Annotated in this window: 18 protein-coding genes; 12 read left to right on the forward strand and 6 right to left on the reverse strand. The window is 65.1% G+C overall.

The genetic code is table 11. The annotated features are described in order from the left end of the window. The first annotated feature begins 479 nt into the window (after window positions 1–479). From OKW44_RS03630 to lra1, 5 genes are all read left to right on the forward strand, one after another. The gene (locus tag OKW44_RS03630; RefSeq protein ID WP_018425433.1) at window positions 480–1,097 is read left to right on the forward strand and encodes a copper-binding protein; all 618 of its coding nucleotides are present in this window, start codon (window positions 480–482) and stop codon (window positions 1,095–1,097) included. Window positions 1,098–1,241: 144 nt separating this feature from the next. After that, window positions 1,242–1,475, forward strand: a complete 234-nt coding sequence (locus OKW44_RS03635) for a hypothetical protein (protein WP_026226693.1) — start codon at window positions 1,242–1,244, stop codon at window positions 1,473–1,475. A gap of 162 nt (window positions 1,476–1,637) precedes the next feature. Next, the gene (locus tag OKW44_RS03640) at window positions 1,638–2,390 is read left to right on the forward strand and encodes an SDR family NAD(P)-dependent oxidoreductase (RefSeq protein ID WP_018425431.1); all 753 of its coding nucleotides are present in this window, start codon (window positions 1,638–1,640) and stop codon (window positions 2,388–2,390) included. A gap of 110 nt (window positions 2,391–2,500) precedes the next feature. Beyond that, window positions 2,501–3,679 carry an L-rhamnonate dehydratase gene (gene rhmD / locus OKW44_RS03645; RefSeq protein ID WP_018425430.1) on the forward strand — a complete coding sequence of 393 codons (1,179 nt, stop codon included), beginning with the start codon at window positions 2,501–2,503 and terminating at the stop codon, window positions 3,677–3,679. A 57-nt stretch (window positions 3,680–3,736) separates the two neighbouring features. Beyond that, entirely contained in the window at window positions 3,737–4,519 is a 783-nt protein-coding gene (gene lra1 / locus OKW44_RS03650) for an L-rhamnose 1-dehydrogenase Lra1 (RefSeq protein ID WP_018425429.1), read from the forward strand. Window positions 4,520–4,538: 19 nt separating this feature from the next. On the opposite strand, the gene OKW44_RS03655 is transcribed toward lra1, so the two are convergent. Further along, window positions 4,539–5,534 carry a LysR family transcriptional regulator gene (locus tag OKW44_RS03655; RefSeq protein WP_018425428.1) on the reverse strand — a complete coding sequence of 332 codons (996 nt, stop codon included), beginning with the start codon at window positions 5,532–5,534 and terminating at the stop codon, window positions 4,539–4,541. 119 nt (window positions 5,535–5,653) lie between these two features. Between OKW44_RS03655 and rhaM the strand changes: the two genes are divergently transcribed. The 6 genes from rhaM (at window position 5,654) to rhaS (ending at window position 11,642) form a co-directional block, all read left to right on the forward strand. Next, entirely contained in the window at window positions 5,654–5,971 is a 318-nt protein-coding gene (gene rhaM / locus OKW44_RS03660) for an L-rhamnose mutarotase (protein WP_026226692.1), read from the forward strand. A gap of 74 nt (window positions 5,972–6,045) precedes the next feature. Next, entirely contained in the window at window positions 6,046–6,939 is an 894-nt protein-coding gene (locus OKW44_RS03665) for an amidohydrolase family protein (RefSeq protein ID WP_018425426.1), read from the forward strand. Between the two features lie 47 nt (window positions 6,940–6,986). Then, a complete protein-coding gene (locus tag OKW44_RS03670; protein ID WP_026226691.1) occupies window positions 6,987–8,516 on the forward strand; it encodes a sugar ABC transporter ATP-binding protein in 1,530 nt (509 codons plus the stop codon). Then, window positions 8,513–9,568, forward strand: a complete 1,056-nt coding sequence (locus OKW44_RS03675) for an ABC transporter permease (RefSeq protein WP_018425424.1) — start codon at window positions 8,513–8,515, stop codon at window positions 9,566–9,568. Before OKW44_RS03670 ends, OKW44_RS03675 begins: the two co-directional genes overlap by 4 nt. Then, entirely contained in the window at window positions 9,561–10,592 is a 1,032-nt protein-coding gene (locus OKW44_RS03680) for an ABC transporter permease (RefSeq protein WP_018425423.1), read from the forward strand. The genes OKW44_RS03675 and OKW44_RS03680 overlap by 8 nt, the downstream gene beginning before the upstream one ends. A gap of 39 nt (window positions 10,593–10,631) precedes the next feature. Beyond that, the gene (rhaS, locus tag OKW44_RS03685) at window positions 10,632–11,642 is read left to right on the forward strand and encodes a rhamnose ABC transporter substrate-binding protein (RefSeq protein WP_026226690.1); all 1,011 of its coding nucleotides are present in this window, start codon (window positions 10,632–10,634) and stop codon (window positions 11,640–11,642) included. 91 nt (window positions 11,643–11,733) lie between these two features. Here rhaS and OKW44_RS03690 read toward each other — a convergent pair whose 3' ends face one another. From OKW44_RS03690 to OKW44_RS03700, 3 genes are all read right to left on the reverse strand, one after another. After that, window positions 11,734–12,885, reverse strand: a complete 1,152-nt coding sequence (locus tag OKW44_RS03690; RefSeq protein ID WP_018425421.1) for a CmpA/NrtA family ABC transporter substrate-binding protein — start codon at window positions 12,883–12,885, stop codon at window positions 11,734–11,736. Window positions 12,886–12,892: 7 nt separating this feature from the next. Continuing rightward, window positions 12,893–13,468 (reverse strand): ANTAR domain-containing response regulator, encoded by a 576-nt coding sequence (locus OKW44_RS03695; protein ID WP_018425420.1) that lies wholly within the window; start codon window positions 13,466–13,468, stop codon window positions 12,893–12,895. 348 nt (window positions 13,469–13,816) lie between these two features. Continuing rightward, complete coding sequence (locus OKW44_RS03700) at window positions 13,817–14,173, reverse strand: MFS transporter (protein ID WP_239499311.1); 357 nt, start codon at window positions 14,171–14,173, stop codon at window positions 13,817–13,819. Between OKW44_RS03700 and OKW44_RS03705 the strand changes: the two genes are divergently transcribed. Continuing rightward, entirely contained in the window at window positions 14,102–14,452 is a 351-nt protein-coding gene (locus OKW44_RS03705; RefSeq protein WP_018425417.1) for an FCD domain-containing protein, read from the forward strand. The two genes, OKW44_RS03700 and OKW44_RS03705, sit on opposite strands and share 72 nt — an antisense overlap. 301 nt (window positions 14,453–14,753) lie before the next feature. Here the strand turns inward: OKW44_RS03705 and infA are convergent, their stop codons facing one another. After that, window positions 14,754–15,023 (reverse strand): translation initiation factor IF-1, encoded by a 270-nt coding sequence (gene infA, locus OKW44_RS03710; RefSeq protein WP_018425415.1) that lies wholly within the window; start codon window positions 15,021–15,023, stop codon window positions 14,754–14,756. A gap of 135 nt (window positions 15,024–15,158) precedes the next feature. After that, window positions 15,159–15,440 (reverse strand): hypothetical protein, encoded by a 282-nt coding sequence (locus OKW44_RS03715; RefSeq protein ID WP_026226689.1) that lies wholly within the window; start codon window positions 15,438–15,440, stop codon window positions 15,159–15,161. Between the last annotated feature and the right edge of the window lie 237 nt (window positions 15,441–15,677).

Here is a 15,677-nt window from a genome sequence, read left to right on the forward strand (position 1 = left end):
ATGGCGATGCGCCGCCACTTGTCTTGCCATTCCTTTACGCGTTTGCTAGCATCCCCGAAATCGTTTGAAATAGCCATAACGTTCGGCAATTTCCGGACCCGCTTACGTTGGGTCGCCCGGTAGTCCATCTCGTTACGAGGAATATGTTATGGCTAGCTCTCTATCCCTTCGCTGACGCTCGCGGGAACGCATGCGCAAAGCCGCGCGGCTCCTTGCGCAAGCTCATCCGCCACGACTCCGTATACCGATTGCATCGCATGGAGAAGCGCGCGCTTTTCACGACCAGTTCTCCGGGACGAATCGACGCATTAGACAGGAACCGCCATTGGTTCCAAAAAGCATAACCGCGTCCGATAAAAGAGATTAATAGTCGGTTTTTATTTTTATTCGAAGCGACTGCACCTGCCGGTGCCAAGCGTAGTACGCGATCTGCGACAAAACATTTGCCGTAACAACGACGCGATCAAAAGGAGCATTTCATGGCTTTCAATTCAACGGTCTCCGGGCTCATGCGGGTGAAGGCGATTGCGGTTGCGTTGGTGGTTTGCGTCGCGGCGGCGGGTCCGGCGCTGGCACAGGGCAGCGCGGCAGCGTCCGCGCCGGAACAGCGGGCAATTGGCGCCGCGGCGCTGCTGCACGTTCAGGCGCGCGTCGTCGCGATCGATCCCGCGACGAACAGCGTGACGCTGCGCGGCCCGCAAGGCAGCGACGAAACTTTCGACGTGAATCCGCAAGCCGCCGACGTCAGCAAGCTGCATGTCGGCGACGTCGTGACGATTGCGTACAAGAAGGCGGTGCTGGTCGGTGTCGACAAACTCGCGCCGAACGGAATCCGCCAGCGCATCGATACCGAAGTCACGCAGCCTGCGTCCAACGGTGTCGTTGCATCGGCGCGGCGCGTCGAGGTCGTCGCGACGGTGCGCAAGATCGATCGCAAGAAGCGCACGATCACGCTGCGCGGGCCGTCGCGCACGGAAACGCTCGACGTGGCGCCGGACATTGCGCTCGAGAAACTGAAGGTCGGCGATTCGGTGCGCGCGGTGTTCGTCTCGGCCATCGCGGCGTCGGTGTCGCGCAATGGCGCGGACGTCAAATAACGGCGATCGAGAAGGCTTAAATAAACTACGCTGAAGCGTATCGAGGTGCGCGGCGTCGAACCGCAACCGGCGGTTCGACGTCGCACCGGCCATTGCGGCTCAGGTTTCACGATGGTCATCGCGTCGCGCGCGAAGGAGCGGGGAATGGAACGGAGCGAAACGGAAACCACTGCCGAATCGGAGCGCAAACGGCTGGTCCGCAGCAAGATACACGTGGGCCTCGCGGCGCTCGGCACGTTGTCGTCGGTGTTCGGGATCGGCATTGCGATCATCGGCGGGATCAACTTCGACCAGACCAAGGTGCTGCTCGGCGTCGGCATCATCGTCGTGTCGACCATTCTGTATGTGTCGATGCTTTTCGTCGCTGCCGGGGATTAGCCGCTTCGCTTTCCTTTAGCGCTCGCTCCCGCAGCCGATCCACTTTTGCTATCGCCCCCTCCAATAGTCGAATTGTTGGCGCATCGCACCGTCCGTATATTGGCTGCAGCGATATACAACAACTCGATGGCACGCCGCACGGCGGCCCACAGGAGCACAGCAATGAATCGGATCGATCTGGAGGGGCGCACGGTCGTCATCACCGGCGGCGCGCGTGGCATCGGCTACGCGGTCGCGCAGCGGGCGTTGCGCTCGGGCGCGTCGGTCGCGTTGTGGGACGTCGATAGCGAACGGCTCGAGCGCAGTCAGCGCGAGCTGAGCGAACTCGGCAAGGTGAGCGCCGTCACAGTCGAGCTGACCGACGACGCCGCGGTCCAGCAGGCCGCCGCGCAAACGGTGGCCGAGCACGGCTCGATCGACGTGCTGATCAACTGCGCGGGCATCACCGGCGGCAACGGCACGACCTGGGAGCTTGCGCCCGACATGTGGCGCCGCGTGATCGACGTGAATCTGATCGGCCCGTACCTGACCTGCCGCGCGGTCGTCCCGCAGATGCTGAAGCAGGGCTACGGCCGCATCGTCAATATCGCGTCGGTGGCGGGCAAGGAGGGCAATCCGAATGCTTCGCACTACAGCGCGTCGAAAGCGGGGTTGATCGGGCTCACCAAGTCGCTCGGCAAGGAACTCGCGACCAGAAACATCCTCGTCAATGCGGTCACGCCGGCCGCGGCCAAGACCGAAATCTTCGATTCGATGTCGCAGCAGCACATCGACTACATGCTGTCGAAGATTCCGATGAACCGTTTCCTGCTGCCGGAAGAAGCGGCGTCGCTGATCCTGTGGCTGTCTTCCGAAGACTGCGCGTTCAGCACCGGCTCGGTATTCGACCTGTCGGGCGGCCGCGCCACCTACTGAGCGCGCTGCCCGCGCATTGCTCACGCAGTGCTCACGTCCCGCAGCGTATTGCACACGCGTCGAACGCGCGTTGTCGAGCCGCTTCGACGCCTCTCTCACGGAGCCCTTTCATGGCCATGCCTACCATCCGGCACGTGCGTGCCTTCATCGTTCGCGGCGGCGGCGCGGACTATCACGACCAGGCCGGCGGACACTGGATCGACGATCACATCGCGACGCCGATGGCGCGTTATCCCGAGTACCGCCAGAGCCGTCAGTCGTTCGGCATCAATGTGCTCGGCACGCTGGTCGTCGAGATCGAAGCGAGCGACGGCACCGTGGGCTTCGCGGTGACGACCGGCGGCGAGATCGGCGCGTTCATCGTCGAAAAGCATCTCGCGCGTTTTCTCGAAGGGCAGCTGGTGACCGACATCGAGAAGATGTGGGATCAGATGTACTTCGCGACGCTGTACTACGGGCGCAAGGGCGTCGTGCTGAACACGATTTCCGGTGTCGATCTCGCGCTGTGGGATCTGCTCGCAAAGGTTCGCAAGGAGCCCGTGTATCAACTATTGGGCGGCCCGGTGCGCGACGAGCTGGTGTTCTACGCGACCGGCGCGCGGCCCGATCTCGCGAAGGAGATGGGCTTCATCGGCGGCAAGCTGCCGTTGCAGCATGGTCCCGCGGAAGGCGAAGACGGACTCAGGCAAAACCTCGACAAGCTCGCCGACATGCGCTCGCGCGTCGGCGACGACTTCTGGCTGATGTACGACTGCTGGATGAGCCTCGACGTGCGCTACGCGACGCGGCTCGCGCAAGGCGCGCACCAATACGGCCTCAAATGGATCGAGGAATGTCTTCCTCCCGACGATTACTGGGGTTACGCCGAACTGCGCCGCAACGTGCCACGCGGCATGATGGTGTCGACCGGCGAGCACGAGGCGACGCGCTGGGGCTTCCGGATGCTGCTGGAGATGCAGTGCTGCGATCTGATCCAGCCCGACGTCGGCTGGTGCGGCGGCATCACCGAGCTGATCAAGATTTCCGCGCTCGCCGATGCGCACAACGTGATGGTGGTGCCGCATGGGTCGTCGGTGTATAGCTATCACTTCGTCGTCACGCGCCATAACTCGCCGTTCTCCGAGTTTCTGATGATGGCGCCGAAAGCCGACGAAGTCGTGCCGATGTTCAGTCCGCTGCTGCTCGACGAGCCGGTGCCGGTGAACGGGCGCATGAAGGTGCCGGACACGCCGGGCTTTGGCGTGCGGCTCAATCCGGAATGCGCGCTGGTGCGGCCTTATCAGCATTGAACGGGTCGAACGTTTTGAATCTGTGCCGAACGGCGAACCGCCGCAAAGGAGACCAAGGTGCTGCTCAAGGACAAAGTCGTGATCGTCACCGGCGGCTCGCGCGGCATCGGACGCGCGATCGCGGTGGCCTGCGCGCGCGAAGGCGCGGACGTGGCGATCAACTACTGGGGCGACAACGACGCATCGTATGGCCGGCGCTCGGCGGTCGAGGAAGTCGTCGGCGAAATCGAGGCGTTGGGGCGGCGCGCGATCGCGGTGGAAGGCAACGTCGCGGCGCGCGACACTGGCCAGGAGCTGGTGCGACGGACGGTCGACGCTTTCGGCAAGCTCGACGTCCTCGCGAGCAATGCCGGCATCTGCCCGTTTCACGCTTTTCTCGACATGCCGGCGGAGGTGCTCGAATCGACGGTCGCGGTCAATCTGAACGGCGCGTTCTTCGTGACGCAGGCTGCCGCGCAACAGATGAAAAAGCAGGGCACCGGCGGCGCGATCGTCGCGACGAGTTCGATCAGCGCGTTGGTGGGCGGCGGCATGCAAACGCATTACACGCCGACCAAGGCCGGCGTGCATTCGCTGATGCAGTCGTGCGCGATCGCGTTGGGGCCGTTCGGCATCCGCTGCAACTCTGTCATGCCGGGCACGATCGCCACCGATCTGAACGCCGAAGATCTCGCCGACGAAGCGAAGAAGGCCTACTTCGAAAAGCGCATTCCGCTCGGCCGCCTCGGGCGTCCCGACGACGTCGCCGATTGCGTCGTGTTTCTCGCGTCGGACCGCGCGCGCTATGTGACGGGCGCCGCGCTGCTCGTCGACGGCGGCCTGTTCGTGAACCTGCAATAAGCGGCGCGCGATGCGGGCGTCAATTGACCGTGACGGGCGTAGTCGGCGTGCCGGGTGCGGCGGCCGGATTGTCGCGCGCGAGGTCGCGCGAGAAGCCGCGCAGCAGTTCGATGAAGCGCAGCGCCGGCTCGGCGAGCTGCTCTTCCTTGCGCGTGAGAATGCCGAAACCCGCGAGACTCTTGCCGATTTCGAGCGGCAGCGCGACCAGCAGCCCGCCGCGCACATGATCGCGCACGACCGACTCCGGCAGCATCGCGACCGCATCGTAATTCTCGAGCAATTGCAGCGTCGCGAAGATCGACGCGCATTCGGTCAGATTGACTGGCGTGGCGAGCCCGGCACGCGCGAGTTCTTCCTCGAACAGCACGCGCGCCGGACTCGTGACGGGTTGCGCAACCCACGGCCACGCGACCAGTTCGCGCAACGTGATGCGCGTGCGCCGCGCGAGCGGATGCACGGCGCGAACGACGAGCAGCAGCGTTTCGCGCGCGAGCGGCTCGAAGCTGAAGTCGTTGTGCTGCAGAGGGTTGGTCAGGCGCCCCAGCGCGAGATCGACCTCGCGCCGATGCAGCAATTGCACGACCTGATCGCTTGTTTCACCGAGGATGCGCACGCTGAGCAGCGGGCTTTCGGTCTTCAGCGCGGCGACCGACATCGCCAGCAGATCGGGCGCGGCGCCCATGATCGCGCCGACGGTCAACTGGCCGTGACCGCCGCGGCGTTTGACATCGAGGTCTTCGGCGAAGCGTGTGAGTTCGGCAAGCGCACGGCGCGCGTAAGCGAGCGTGACGACGCCGAGCGGCGTCGGCGTCATGCCGCGCGCGTTGCGCTCGAACAGCAGGAAGCCGAACGCTTCCTCGATATCGCCGAGCATGCGGCTCGCGCTCGGTTGCGCGACGTTGACGGCCTCGGCGGCCTGATGCAGGTTGCGGGTGTCGTCGAGTGCGACGAGCAGGGCGAGATGCTTGAACTTGAGACGATTGACGAGTGCGACGGCGGCTGAATGTTGGCTCATGGTGCCAGTAGGAGTGCCCGTGCGATTCGGTTTGTGGATCGCCCAATCCCAACAACGGATTGAGAGGCTATCGATGCAGGAATTATAGTCGTTCGAAGAGCGACAGGAGACAGGCCGCAATGGAGACAATCGCTTTCCGGATGGTGCTGAACCCCGGCATGCGCGAAGAATACGAACGGCGTCATACGGAGATCTGGCCCGAGCTCGTTGACGCACTGCACAACGCCGGCGTGCGCGACTACCGCATTTTCTTCGACCCCGACACGCATCATCTTTTCGCGGTGCTCTCGCGCACTAGCGATCACACGATGGACCAGTTGCCGCAACTCGACGTGATGCGCAAATGGTGGCATTACATGGCCGACATCATGCAGACCGCGCCCGATCACACGCCGCTGTCGCAGACGCTCGAACCGGTCTTTCGTCTCAGTCATTGAGTCGAGCTGAACGCAGCTGAACCCCGCAACGACGCACGAACCTCGAAACGCTTTTCACCGGACGAAGGTGCCGCATGCAGGTTGTCGATTCGCATATCCATCTGTGGGATCTGAAGACGCATCGCTATCCGTGGCTGGAGAACCCAGGCGTGTCGTTCGTCGGCGATGCGCGCGATCTGAAGCATGACTATCTGCTCGACGATCTGCTCGGTGAAGCGGGTGACATCGACGTGCTGAAGCTCGTGCACGTCGAAGCGAATCACGATCCGGCCGATCCCGTCGAGGAAACGCGCTGGTTGCAGTCGATCGCGGATCGCGACGCCTCGCGCGGCATGCCGAACGCGATCGTCGCCGCCGTGGACCTGTCCGCGCAAAATGCGCCCGCGTTGCTCGAAGCGCATGCGTCGTTCGCGAATACGCGCGGCATCCGGCAGATTCTCAACGTGCACGACAACAAACTGTTCGATTACGTCGGCCGTTATTACATGCGCGAGCCGCAGTGGCGCGAGCATTTCGCGTTGCTGCGCCGTTACGACCTGTCGTTCGATCTGCAGTTGTATCCGTCGCAAATGGAAGAGGCGGCCACCTTGGCGCGTGCGCATGCGGACACGCTTCTGGTCGTCAATCATGCGGGCATGTTCGTCGATCGTAATAGCGTGGCCGGTTACCGCGCGTGGCGCGAAGGCATGCGCCTGCTCGCGGCGTGTCCGAACGTCGCGGTGAAGATCAGCGGGCTCGCGATGTTCGATCATCACTGGACCGTCGAAAGCCTGCGGCCTTATGTGCTCGAAACGATCGATACGTTCGGCGTCGAACGCGCGATGTTCGCGTCGAATTTTCCCGTCGACCGGCTGTTTGGTTCGTATACGGATTGGTGGCGCGCGTATGCGGCGATCGTTGGCGATGCGAGCGAGGCTGAGAAGGACGCGCTGTTTCGGCGCAACGCGGAACGGTACTACCGGATTTGACGCGCCGCCCGTCGAAGAGAAGACAGCCGCAAAAAAGGAGACACGCAGTGCAGCCATCCCTTTCCGCGGTGCCGCGACTCGAATTGCGGCACGCGAGCAAATCCTTCGGCCGGGTGCGCGCGCTGTCCGACGGCGACCTCGTGCTGTGGCCCGGCGAGGTGCATGCGCTGCTCGGCGAGAACGGCGCGGGCAAATCGACGCTCGTGAAAATTCTCGCCGGGGTGCATCAACCCGACGCCGGCGAACTGCTGGTGAACGGCGAGCCACGCCGCTTCGCAACACCGGCCGAAGCGCGCGACGCCGGGCTTGCGGTCATCTATCAGGAGCCGACGCTGTTCTTCGATCTGTCGATCGCGGAGAACATCTTCATGGGCCGGCAGCCGGTCGACCGCTTCGGCCGCATTCAGTACGACGCGATGCATCGCGAGGTGGACGGACTGCTCGCGTCGCTCGGCGTCGAGATGCGCGCGGATCAACTGGTGCGTGGTCTGTCGATCGCGGATCAGCAGGTGATCGAAATCGCGAAGGCGTTGTCGCTGAACGCGAGCGTGCTGATCATGGATGAACCGACGGCCGCGTTGTCGCTGCCCGAAGTCGAGCGGCTATTCGCGATCGTGCGGAAGCTGCGCGAACGCGACGTCGCGATTCTGTTCATCACGCACCGGCTCGACGAAGTATTCGTGCTGACGCAGCGCGTGACGATCATGCGTGACGGCGCGAAGGTCTTCGACGCGCTGACCGCCGATCTGAGCACCGATGCGATCGTCGCAAAGATGGTCGGCCGCGATCTGGAAACGTTCTATCCGAAGGCCGATTGCACACCGGGCGACGTGCGTCTGTCGGTGCGCGGCCTGACGCGCATCGGCGTGTTCAAGGATGTCTCGTTCGACGTGCGCGCCGGCGAGATCGTCGCGCTCGCGGGTCTGGTCGGCGCGGGACGCAGCGAGGTCGCGCGGGCGATCTTCGGGATCGATCCGCTCGATTCGGGCGAAGTGTGGCTGACCGGCAAGCGGCTCGACACCGGCAAGCCCGCGGCTGCGGTGCGCGCTGGGCTCGCGCTCGTGCCGGAGGATCGCCGCCAGCAAGGGCTCGCGCTCGAACTGAGCATCGCGCGCAATGCGTCGATGACGGTGCTCGGACGGCTCGTTCGGCATGGGCTCATTTCGGCGCGCAGCGAAACGCAGCTCGCCAACAAGTGGGGCACGCGTCTGCGCCTGAAGGCGGGCGACCCGGGGGCGCCGGTCGGTACGCTGTCGGGCGGCAACCAGCAGAAGGTCGTGCTCGGCAAGTGGCTCGCGACCGGCCCGAAAGTGCTGATCATCGACGAACCGACGCGCGGCATCGACGTCGGTGCGAAAGCCGAGGTGTATGGCGCGCTCGCCGAACTCGTGCGCGATGGCATGGCCGTGCTGATGATTTCGAGCGAGTTGCCCGAGGTGCTCGGTATGGCCGATCGCGTGCTCGTGATGCACGAAGGCCGCATCAGCGCGGAGCTCGCGCGCGCCGACGCGAACGAGGAGCGCATCATGGGCGCCGCGCTCGGTCAGGGACTTTCACCGTTGGGACGTGCAGCATGATGCGCCATTCGACCCATCCCGCGCCGGTGCGGCAGTCGCTGCCGAAGCGTTCCGCCGCTTCATCGGGCGGCCTCGTCGCGAGCGTCGCGAAGAGCCGCGAAACCACGTTGTTCGTCGTGCTGATCCTGCTGATCGCGGGGACCGGGCTCGCGAAGCCGCAGTTCCTGAATCTGCAGAATTTGCGCGACGTGCTGCTGAACGTGTCGATCATCGGTCTGCTGACGGCTGGGATGACCGTCGTGATCCTGATGCGGCATATCGATCTGTCGGTCGGCTCGACGGTGGGTATCAGCGCATACGCGGTGGGCAGCCTGTACGTTGCGTTCCCGCATATGCCGGTGCTCGTCGCGCTGGCCGCGGGGCTCGCGATCGGGCTCGTCGCGGGCGGCATCAATGCGCTGCTCGTCGCGGTGGGGCGCGTGCCTTCGCTGGTGGCGACGCTGTCGACGCTGTACATCTTTCGCGGCGCCGATTACGCATGGGTGCACGGCGGCCAGATCAACGCGACCAGTCTGCCCGATGCGTACTCGCGGCTCGCGACCGGCACGCTGCTCGGCATCCCGACGCTCGCGCTGATCGCGATCGTCGTACTGGCCGGCCTGTCGGTGTATCTGAAGCAGTTTCGCGGCGGTCGCGAGCACTATGCGATCGGCTCGAATCCGGAAGCCGCGCGGCTCGCGGGCGTGAACGTCGAGCGTCGCGTGATGTCGGGCTTTTTGTTGTCCGGCGCGATCGCGGGCTTTGCGGGCGCGTTGTGGCTCGCGCGCTTCGGCACCGTCGATGCCAGCACCGCGAAGGGCATCGAATTGCAGGTCGTCGCGGCGGCGGTGGTCGGCAGTGTCGCGATTACGGGCGGCGTCGGCACGATCCTCGGCGCGACGCTCGGTGCGCTCGTGCTCGGCGTGATCAGCATCGCGCTCGTCGTGCTGCACGTGTCGCCGTTCTGGGAGCAGGCGATCCAGGGCGCGCTGATCGTCGCCGCGATCGCCGCTGATACGTTGCTGGCCCGCTCCGTCGCCAAACGCATGATGAGGAAACGCGATCATGGCTAAACCCGATTCCGCGCTGCTCACGCGCAAGCGCGAAACGCCGCTGCAATGGGAAGTGTTGCTGGTGATCGTGCTGATCGTGTCGCTGGTGTTGGGCCGCTGGCTGTCGCCGGTGTTTCTGACCGGCGCGAACCTGAGCAACGTGCTCGCCGATCTGACCGAGATCGCGCTGATGGCGCTGCCGATGACGCTGATCATCGTCGCCGCCGAAATCGATCTGTCGGTCGCGTCGGTGCTGGGCGCGTCGAGCGCGCTGATGGGCGTGCTGTGGCACATGGGTCTGCCGATGCCGGTCGTGATCGTCGTGGTGCTGATCGCCGGCGCGCTGGCGGGCCTGCTGAACGGCCTCGTGATCGTCAAGCTGAACCTGCCGTCGCTCGCGGTCACGATCGGTACGCTCGCGCTGTTTCGCGGTCTCGCGTATGTGCTGCTCGGCGATCAGGCGGTCGCGGATTTTCCGGCTGCGTATACGGCGTTCGGCATGAACACGCTTGGCCCCACGTTCATTCCGTTGCCATTCGTGATCGTGATCGTCGCCGCTGTGCTGTTCACGGTTCTGCTGCAAGCCACCGCGTTCGGCCGCAGTCTCTATGCGATCGGCGCGAATCCGACCGCCGCCGCGTTCTCGGGCATCGAGGTCGCGAAGATCCGCTTGCGCCTGTTCGTGCTGTCGGGTCTCGTCAGCGCGCTCGCGGGCATCGTCTATACGCTGCGCTTCACGAGCGCGCGCGGCGATAACGGCGAGGGCTTCGAGCTGTCGGTGATCGCCGCGGTGCTGTTCGGTGGCGTCAGCATTTTCGGCGGACGCGGCTCGATGGTCGGCGTGCTGCTGTCGCTGCTGATCATCGGCGTGCTCAAGAACGCGCTGACGCTCGACGACGTATCGAGCGAAACGCTGACCATCGTGACTGGCGTGCTGCTGCTCGCGTCGGTGCTGATTCCGAACCTCGTCGCGCGCTGGCGTGCGGCGCGCGACCGGCGTTTCATCGCGAAGTCCGCAGCCGCGTCTTCTTCATCCGCAACCTAGCTTCCCCTCTCTGTCCAACAACAACGCAGGAGACACTTCATGTTCAAACCTCTACGTCACACCGGCATGGCCGCGCTCTGCGCCGCGTTACTCGCGATCAGCTGCGGCGGCGCGTTCGCCGCGGAATTGAAAAGCGGGCTGAAGATCGCGTTCGTGCCGAAGCAGATCAACAACCCCTACGAGGTGATCGCCGACGACGGCGGCCTCGCCGCGATCAAGGAATTCGGCGGCGTGGGCAAGGCGGTCGGGCCGTCGGATGCGGGCGCGTCGTCGCAGGTGTCGTACATCAACACGCTGATCACGCAGCACCAGGATGCGATCGTGATTGCCGCGAACGATGCGAACGCGGTCGTGCCGTATCTGAAGAAGGCGATGGGCCAGGGCATCAAGGTCGTCACGTTCGACTCCGACACCGCGCCCGAGGGTCGCCAGCTGTTCGTCAATCAGGCGAACGCGGAGGGCATCGGCCGCGGCCAGGTGCAACTGGTCGCGAAGCTGATGGGCGGCGAGGGCGAGTTCGCGATCCTGTCGGCGACGCCGAACGCGACGAACCAGAACACGTGGATCAAGTGGATGCAGGAGGAACTGAAGAAACCGGAGTACTCGAAGATCAAGCTCGTCAAGATCGCGTACGGCAACGACGACGATCAGAAGTCCTTCGTCGAAACCCAGGGCTTGCTGCAGGCGTATCCGAACCTGAAGGCGATCGTTGCGCCGACGACGGTCGGCATCGCGGCGGCGGCGCGCTATATCTCGTCGTCGTCGAGCAAGGGCAAGGTGGCGGTGACGGGCCTCGGCACGCCGAACCAGATGCGCGCGTTCGTGAAGAACGGCACCGTGACCGCGTTCCAGTTGTGGGATCCGAGCGAGCTCGGCTATCTGGCCGCGTACGCGGCGGCGTCGCTCGCGTCGGGCAAGATCACGGGTAAGGAGGGCGAAACGTTCGACGCCGGCAAGCTCGGCAAGCGCACAATCGGCGCGCAAGGCGAAATCATTCTCGGGCCGCCGACCACGTTCGATGCGAGCAACATCGACAAGTACAACTTCTGAGCTGCGGCAACGCCGACTGTCCACCTGATTCCCGTTGGCGGTGCGTGGGCAGTCAGCGCAGCGGATCTCGGGGCTTTCGCGTGCGGTCCGCTCAGCGGCGGATCGCGAAACGCCGCGCATAAGCGGCGGATGGTGAGCCGCTTCCCCACACCGCGCCATCGATCAGTTCCCTTGTGACGGCCTCGCCGGTCACCCGCACGTTCACGCGCGCGGCGGCCTCGCGATACAACTGCGTCTGGTTGATGCGCGCGGCGACCGCGTCGTAGTCGTTGCGCGCATCGATGATCCCCCAGCGCTCGAACTGCGTGAGGAACCACGCGCCTTCGAATGGATGCGGGTAGTTGACCGCGCCGTCGTCGAAGAAACGCATCGGCAGGCGGCGCGGGTTTGCCGTGTCGAGGTGGTCGCCGAGCCGCGCCGCGATCAGCGTCTCGTCGATACCGATGTAGTCGGGCCGCGCGAGCCAGCGGGCGATCTCGTCGCGATGCCCGGCGCCGTCGAGCCAGCGGCACGCTTCGAGCACGGTCTGCACGAGCGCGCGCGTCGTGCGCGGATGCGCATCGACGAAATCGCGTCGGCATGCGAGCACTTTCTCGGGATGCTCGGGCCACACCTCGCTCGAATAAGCGATCGTTTTGCCGACGCCGTGCGCCTCGGCCATTTCATTCCACGGCTCGCCGACGCACAGACCGTCGAGCCGGTCTTCGGCAAGCGCGGCGACCATCTGCGGCGGCGGAATCGCGACACTGTCGACGTCGCGCAACGGATCGACGCCTTGCGCGGCGAGCCAGTAGTACAGCCACATCGCGTGCGTGCCGGTCGGGAAGGTGTGCGCGAACACGGGCTTTCGGCCGAGCGTCGCGAGCGCCTCGCGCAATGTCCCATGCTTCGCGAGCGCATCGGCGAGCCGATTCGACAGCGTGATCGCCTGGCCGTTGCGGTTCAGCACCATCAGCACGGCCATGTCGGTGCGCGGGCCGCCGAGGCCGAGTTGCACGCCATACACGAGCCCGTAAAGCGCGTGCGCGGCGTCGAGATCGCCGGCTAGCAGCTTGTCGCGCACGGCGGCCCACGACGGCTGGCGGCACAGTTCGAGCGTGAGCCCGTGCGCATGGCCGAACTCGAGCAGCTTCGCCGCGATCAGCGGCGCCGCGTCGGACAACGCGACGAAGCCGAGCCGCAGATGGGTCTTTTCAGGCGGCTCGGCAAAGGCCGCCGCGGTGACGGAAGTGGCTGGATTCATGAGCGCATCATTTGAGCGTGCCGGCCGACGCGACGACCTCGCGCGCGACCTCGGCGAGTTTGACGCCCTGGTTCATCGCGCGTTTGCGCAGACTCGCGTAGGCGGCCGGTTCGGTGAGTTTCTGCTGATCCATTAGCAGGCGTTTCGCGCGATCGATCAGCTTGCGCTCGGCCAGTTCGTTTTCGGCCTGCGCGAGCCGCTCGCGCAATTGCGACTCCTGCGCGAAACGCGCGAGCGCGACTTCGAGAATCGGCGCGAGCCGCTCGCTCGCGAGGCCTTCGACCAGATACGCGGTGACGCCCGCGTTGACCGCTTCGCGGATCAGTTGCTGGTTCGCGTCGTGGCTGAACATCAGTACGGGGCGCGGCGCGGTCGCGTGCATCACGGCGAGCTGTTCGAGCGTATCGCGCGACGGCGACTCCGTATCGATGATGATGACGTCGGGCCGCTCGTCCTGAACCGCGCGATGCAGCGCCTGCGGCGTCGCGGTGCCGGAGAGCATTTCGCAGCCGAGACAGGCGAGCGCGTCGCGCAGATCGCCGATGGGTTTGTCGGTGTCGGTGACAAGAAGAACACGCAGCATGGAGTCAGGGAAAGGGACATCTGACTATCAATAAAGCAATGGATATGCCAGTCTTCGTGCGACGGGCTTGGCGAGGTGCGTGAGAGTGGGTGCGCGCGAATGGCGCGGGCCGATTGGGTTTTTTGCGGGCGATGGCTGCGAATCGTTCGCCAAAGAGACGGTGCGGCCACGTCGGTCGCGCTGCACCGGCGAGGGGCATGCGGGACAGCGGGCGCCCGATGCACCGAAGCGGGGCATCGCGTTCGTCGCGGCCGCAGCCTTGGAGCCTTAAAGCCAGCGCGAATAACTGCGCGGTGAAAACAGCAAGGTCACCGCCATCATCGCGGCGATGCAGCCGGCGAGCATGATTCATGCGGCGACGAATCCGCCGCTCCAGTCGCGCACGATGCCGGCCAGGAGCGGCGCAATCGCCGCGACGATAAAGCCGACGCCCTGCGTGAACGCGACCAGCTGGCCGGCCACGCGATGATCGGTCGAATGATCCATCGCGGTCACGAGCGTCAGCGAAAGCACGCCGCCGAGCCCCGCGCCCGCGATACCGATCCACAGCAGCGGCGCGGCGTCGGGCAACGCGATCAGGCCGAGCACGTCAGCCAGCTGCGCGGACAGCGCAAGCAGCGCTTGCGCGCGTACGTGCACGGCGAGGAAAAGGCGCTGCGCGCGGGCGCCATCGGTGAATCCGTGCGCCTGGCCGGCCAGTTTCACGTACTGCTGACGGAGCTGGCGGGCGGCACCGGGTTGCTTGGACTGGTCGGGCAACTCGTCGCGAAGACAGAGTTGTACAAGGCGCTGTTCGATCCGTCGAAGGGTTCGAGCTGTTCCGCCGATGAGCACGCGCGGATCATCGACGCACTCGATGCCGACAACCTGCAGGCTGCGGTGACCGCGATGCGCGAGCATCTGTCGGAGCTGGAGGAGCGGGTGGTCGAGCAGGTGCGCAAGAGCGCGGGCGGGGAGGATTGGGGAGCGGTGTTTGGGGTTTAGCGAGACGCGCTGCGACGTGCGTGGTCACCGAAGCGGCGTGCCGCCAGATTCCAACCAAGACGCCGCGCGTGTTGCGGCGTACGACGGTCGAGCAAGCGCTGGCGAGCATCCCGAATGTCAGGGAAGACGTCTAGTTCACGCGCTAGGGCGGCGAGGCTGACGTAGCGCGTTCAGGCAGAACGCGGAGTCGGAAGGTATGGCGCGAGTCAGTCGGGCCTCGCGCTTTCGCATGGGTTCGGGCGGGCTGCCCGCATCGCCTGCACAACATCGCAGATACGCAGGGCGGCGCCGCGACCCCTGCTTACCTCCGCCGCGCCGCCTGGCGTGGCGCACCGCCGCCACTCGAACGCTCGTCCTTGTGGCGGAAATTGATCCGCCCCTTGGTCAGGTCGTAGACCGACAATTCGAGCGTCACGCGATCGCCCGCGAGAATACGGATATGGTTCTTGCGCATGCGCCCGGACGCATAGGCGCCGACCACGACGCCGTTGTCGAGCGTCACGCGGTAGCGGCTATCCGGAAGTACTTCGTCGACGATACCGTCAAGTTCAAGCAGTTCTTCTTTCGCCATGCATAACTCCTGGTCGATGGGATAAAGGGGAAATCGGCCGCGGGCATTGCGAGCGGCGCGACTGTGGATTCGTTTGAAAAGCAGCGGCGCCCGAAAGCACGCTGCGCGACATGAGTGACGCGCCGATGACGCCGCTCAAAGATCGCTGACCGACTGACCACTCACCTGGCCGTCGATCAGCCGTTCCGCATGCGCCATGCACGCGATGCGCGCCTTGCCCATGCCGTCGAACGGAAACAGATACTGCAGGCGAAATACCCGGCCGTCGGCCGCCGCATTGGCGCCGACGCGGCAGATGCGCACCGAAGCGTCGTAACCGGCGCCCGGATTGCGGGTCGCTTGCGCGCCCGCGGGGCGGCGCGGATAAACGAGCGGGTGAATTTCGTAGCCCTTGTAGGTCCTGACTGGTGCATTCATGAGAAACATGTCCTGTATTGCGTGGTCCACGCGCCGCGTGCGGGGCGCTGCTTCCCGGCGACGCTCCTTTGACGCGTCACGGCGCGGACCGGCGGCGGAGCACCGATGGGCGCGCCGCGATAAAAATGGTTGGCACAGGCCTGCTAGACCCGGCGGGCTCAATGACAATGGCCCGAGCGGTCGCGCGAAAACGCGGATTCGACCGAAAAAACGCTGAGGCCGCGCGTCAATTCGGGC

The sequence above is a fragment of the Paraburkholderia lebeckiae genome, assembly GCF_050436325.1.
GTDB lineage: Bacteria > Pseudomonadota > Gammaproteobacteria > Burkholderiales > Burkholderiaceae > Paraburkholderia > Paraburkholderia tuberum.

Excerpts from the sequence above, each read along its gene's own strand:
- OKW44_RS03630 (WP_018425433.1), top strand. The coding sequence starts at position 480 with ATGGCTTTCAATTCAACGGTCTCCGGGCTCATGCGGGTGAAGGCGATT.
- OKW44_RS03635 (WP_026226693.1), top strand. The coding sequence starts at position 1,242 with ATGGAACGGAGCGAAACGGAAACCACTGCCGAATCGGAGCGCAAACGG.
- OKW44_RS03690 (WP_018425421.1), bottom strand. The coding sequence starts at position 12,885 with ATGAATCCAGCCACTTCCGTCACCGCGGCGGCCTTTGCCGAGCCGCCT.
- OKW44_RS03680 (WP_018425423.1), top strand. The coding sequence starts at position 9,561 with ATGGCTAAACCCGATTCCGCGCTGCTCACGCGCAAGCGCGAAACGCCG.
- rhmD (WP_018425430.1), top strand. The coding sequence starts at position 2,501 with ATGGCCATGCCTACCATCCGGCACGTGCGTGCCTTCATCGTTCGCGGC.
- infA (WP_018425415.1), bottom strand. The coding sequence starts at position 15,023 with ATGGCGAAAGAAGAACTGCTTGAACTTGACGGTATCGTCGACGAAGTA.
- OKW44_RS03675 (WP_018425424.1), top strand. The coding sequence starts at position 8,513 with ATGATGCGCCATTCGACCCATCCCGCGCCGGTGCGGCAGTCGCTGCCG.
- rhaM (WP_026226692.1), top strand. The coding sequence starts at position 5,654 with ATGGAGACAATCGCTTTCCGGATGGTGCTGAACCCCGGCATGCGCGAA.
- OKW44_RS03665 (WP_018425426.1), top strand. The coding sequence starts at position 6,046 with ATGCAGGTTGTCGATTCGCATATCCATCTGTGGGATCTGAAGACGCAT.
- OKW44_RS03640 (WP_018425431.1), top strand. The coding sequence starts at position 1,638 with ATGAATCGGATCGATCTGGAGGGGCGCACGGTCGTCATCACCGGCGGC.
- OKW44_RS03655 (WP_018425428.1), bottom strand. The coding sequence starts at position 5,534 with ATGAGCCAACATTCAGCCGCCGTCGCACTCGTCAATCGTCTCAAGTTC.
- OKW44_RS03695 (WP_018425420.1), bottom strand. The coding sequence starts at position 13,468 with ATGCTGCGTGTTCTTCTTGTCACCGACACCGACAAACCCATCGGCGAT.
- OKW44_RS03715 (WP_026226689.1), bottom strand. The coding sequence starts at position 15,440 with ATGAATGCACCAGTCAGGACCTACAAGGGCTACGAAATTCACCCGCTC.
- rhaS (WP_026226690.1), top strand. The coding sequence starts at position 10,632 with ATGTTCAAACCTCTACGTCACACCGGCATGGCCGCGCTCTGCGCCGCG.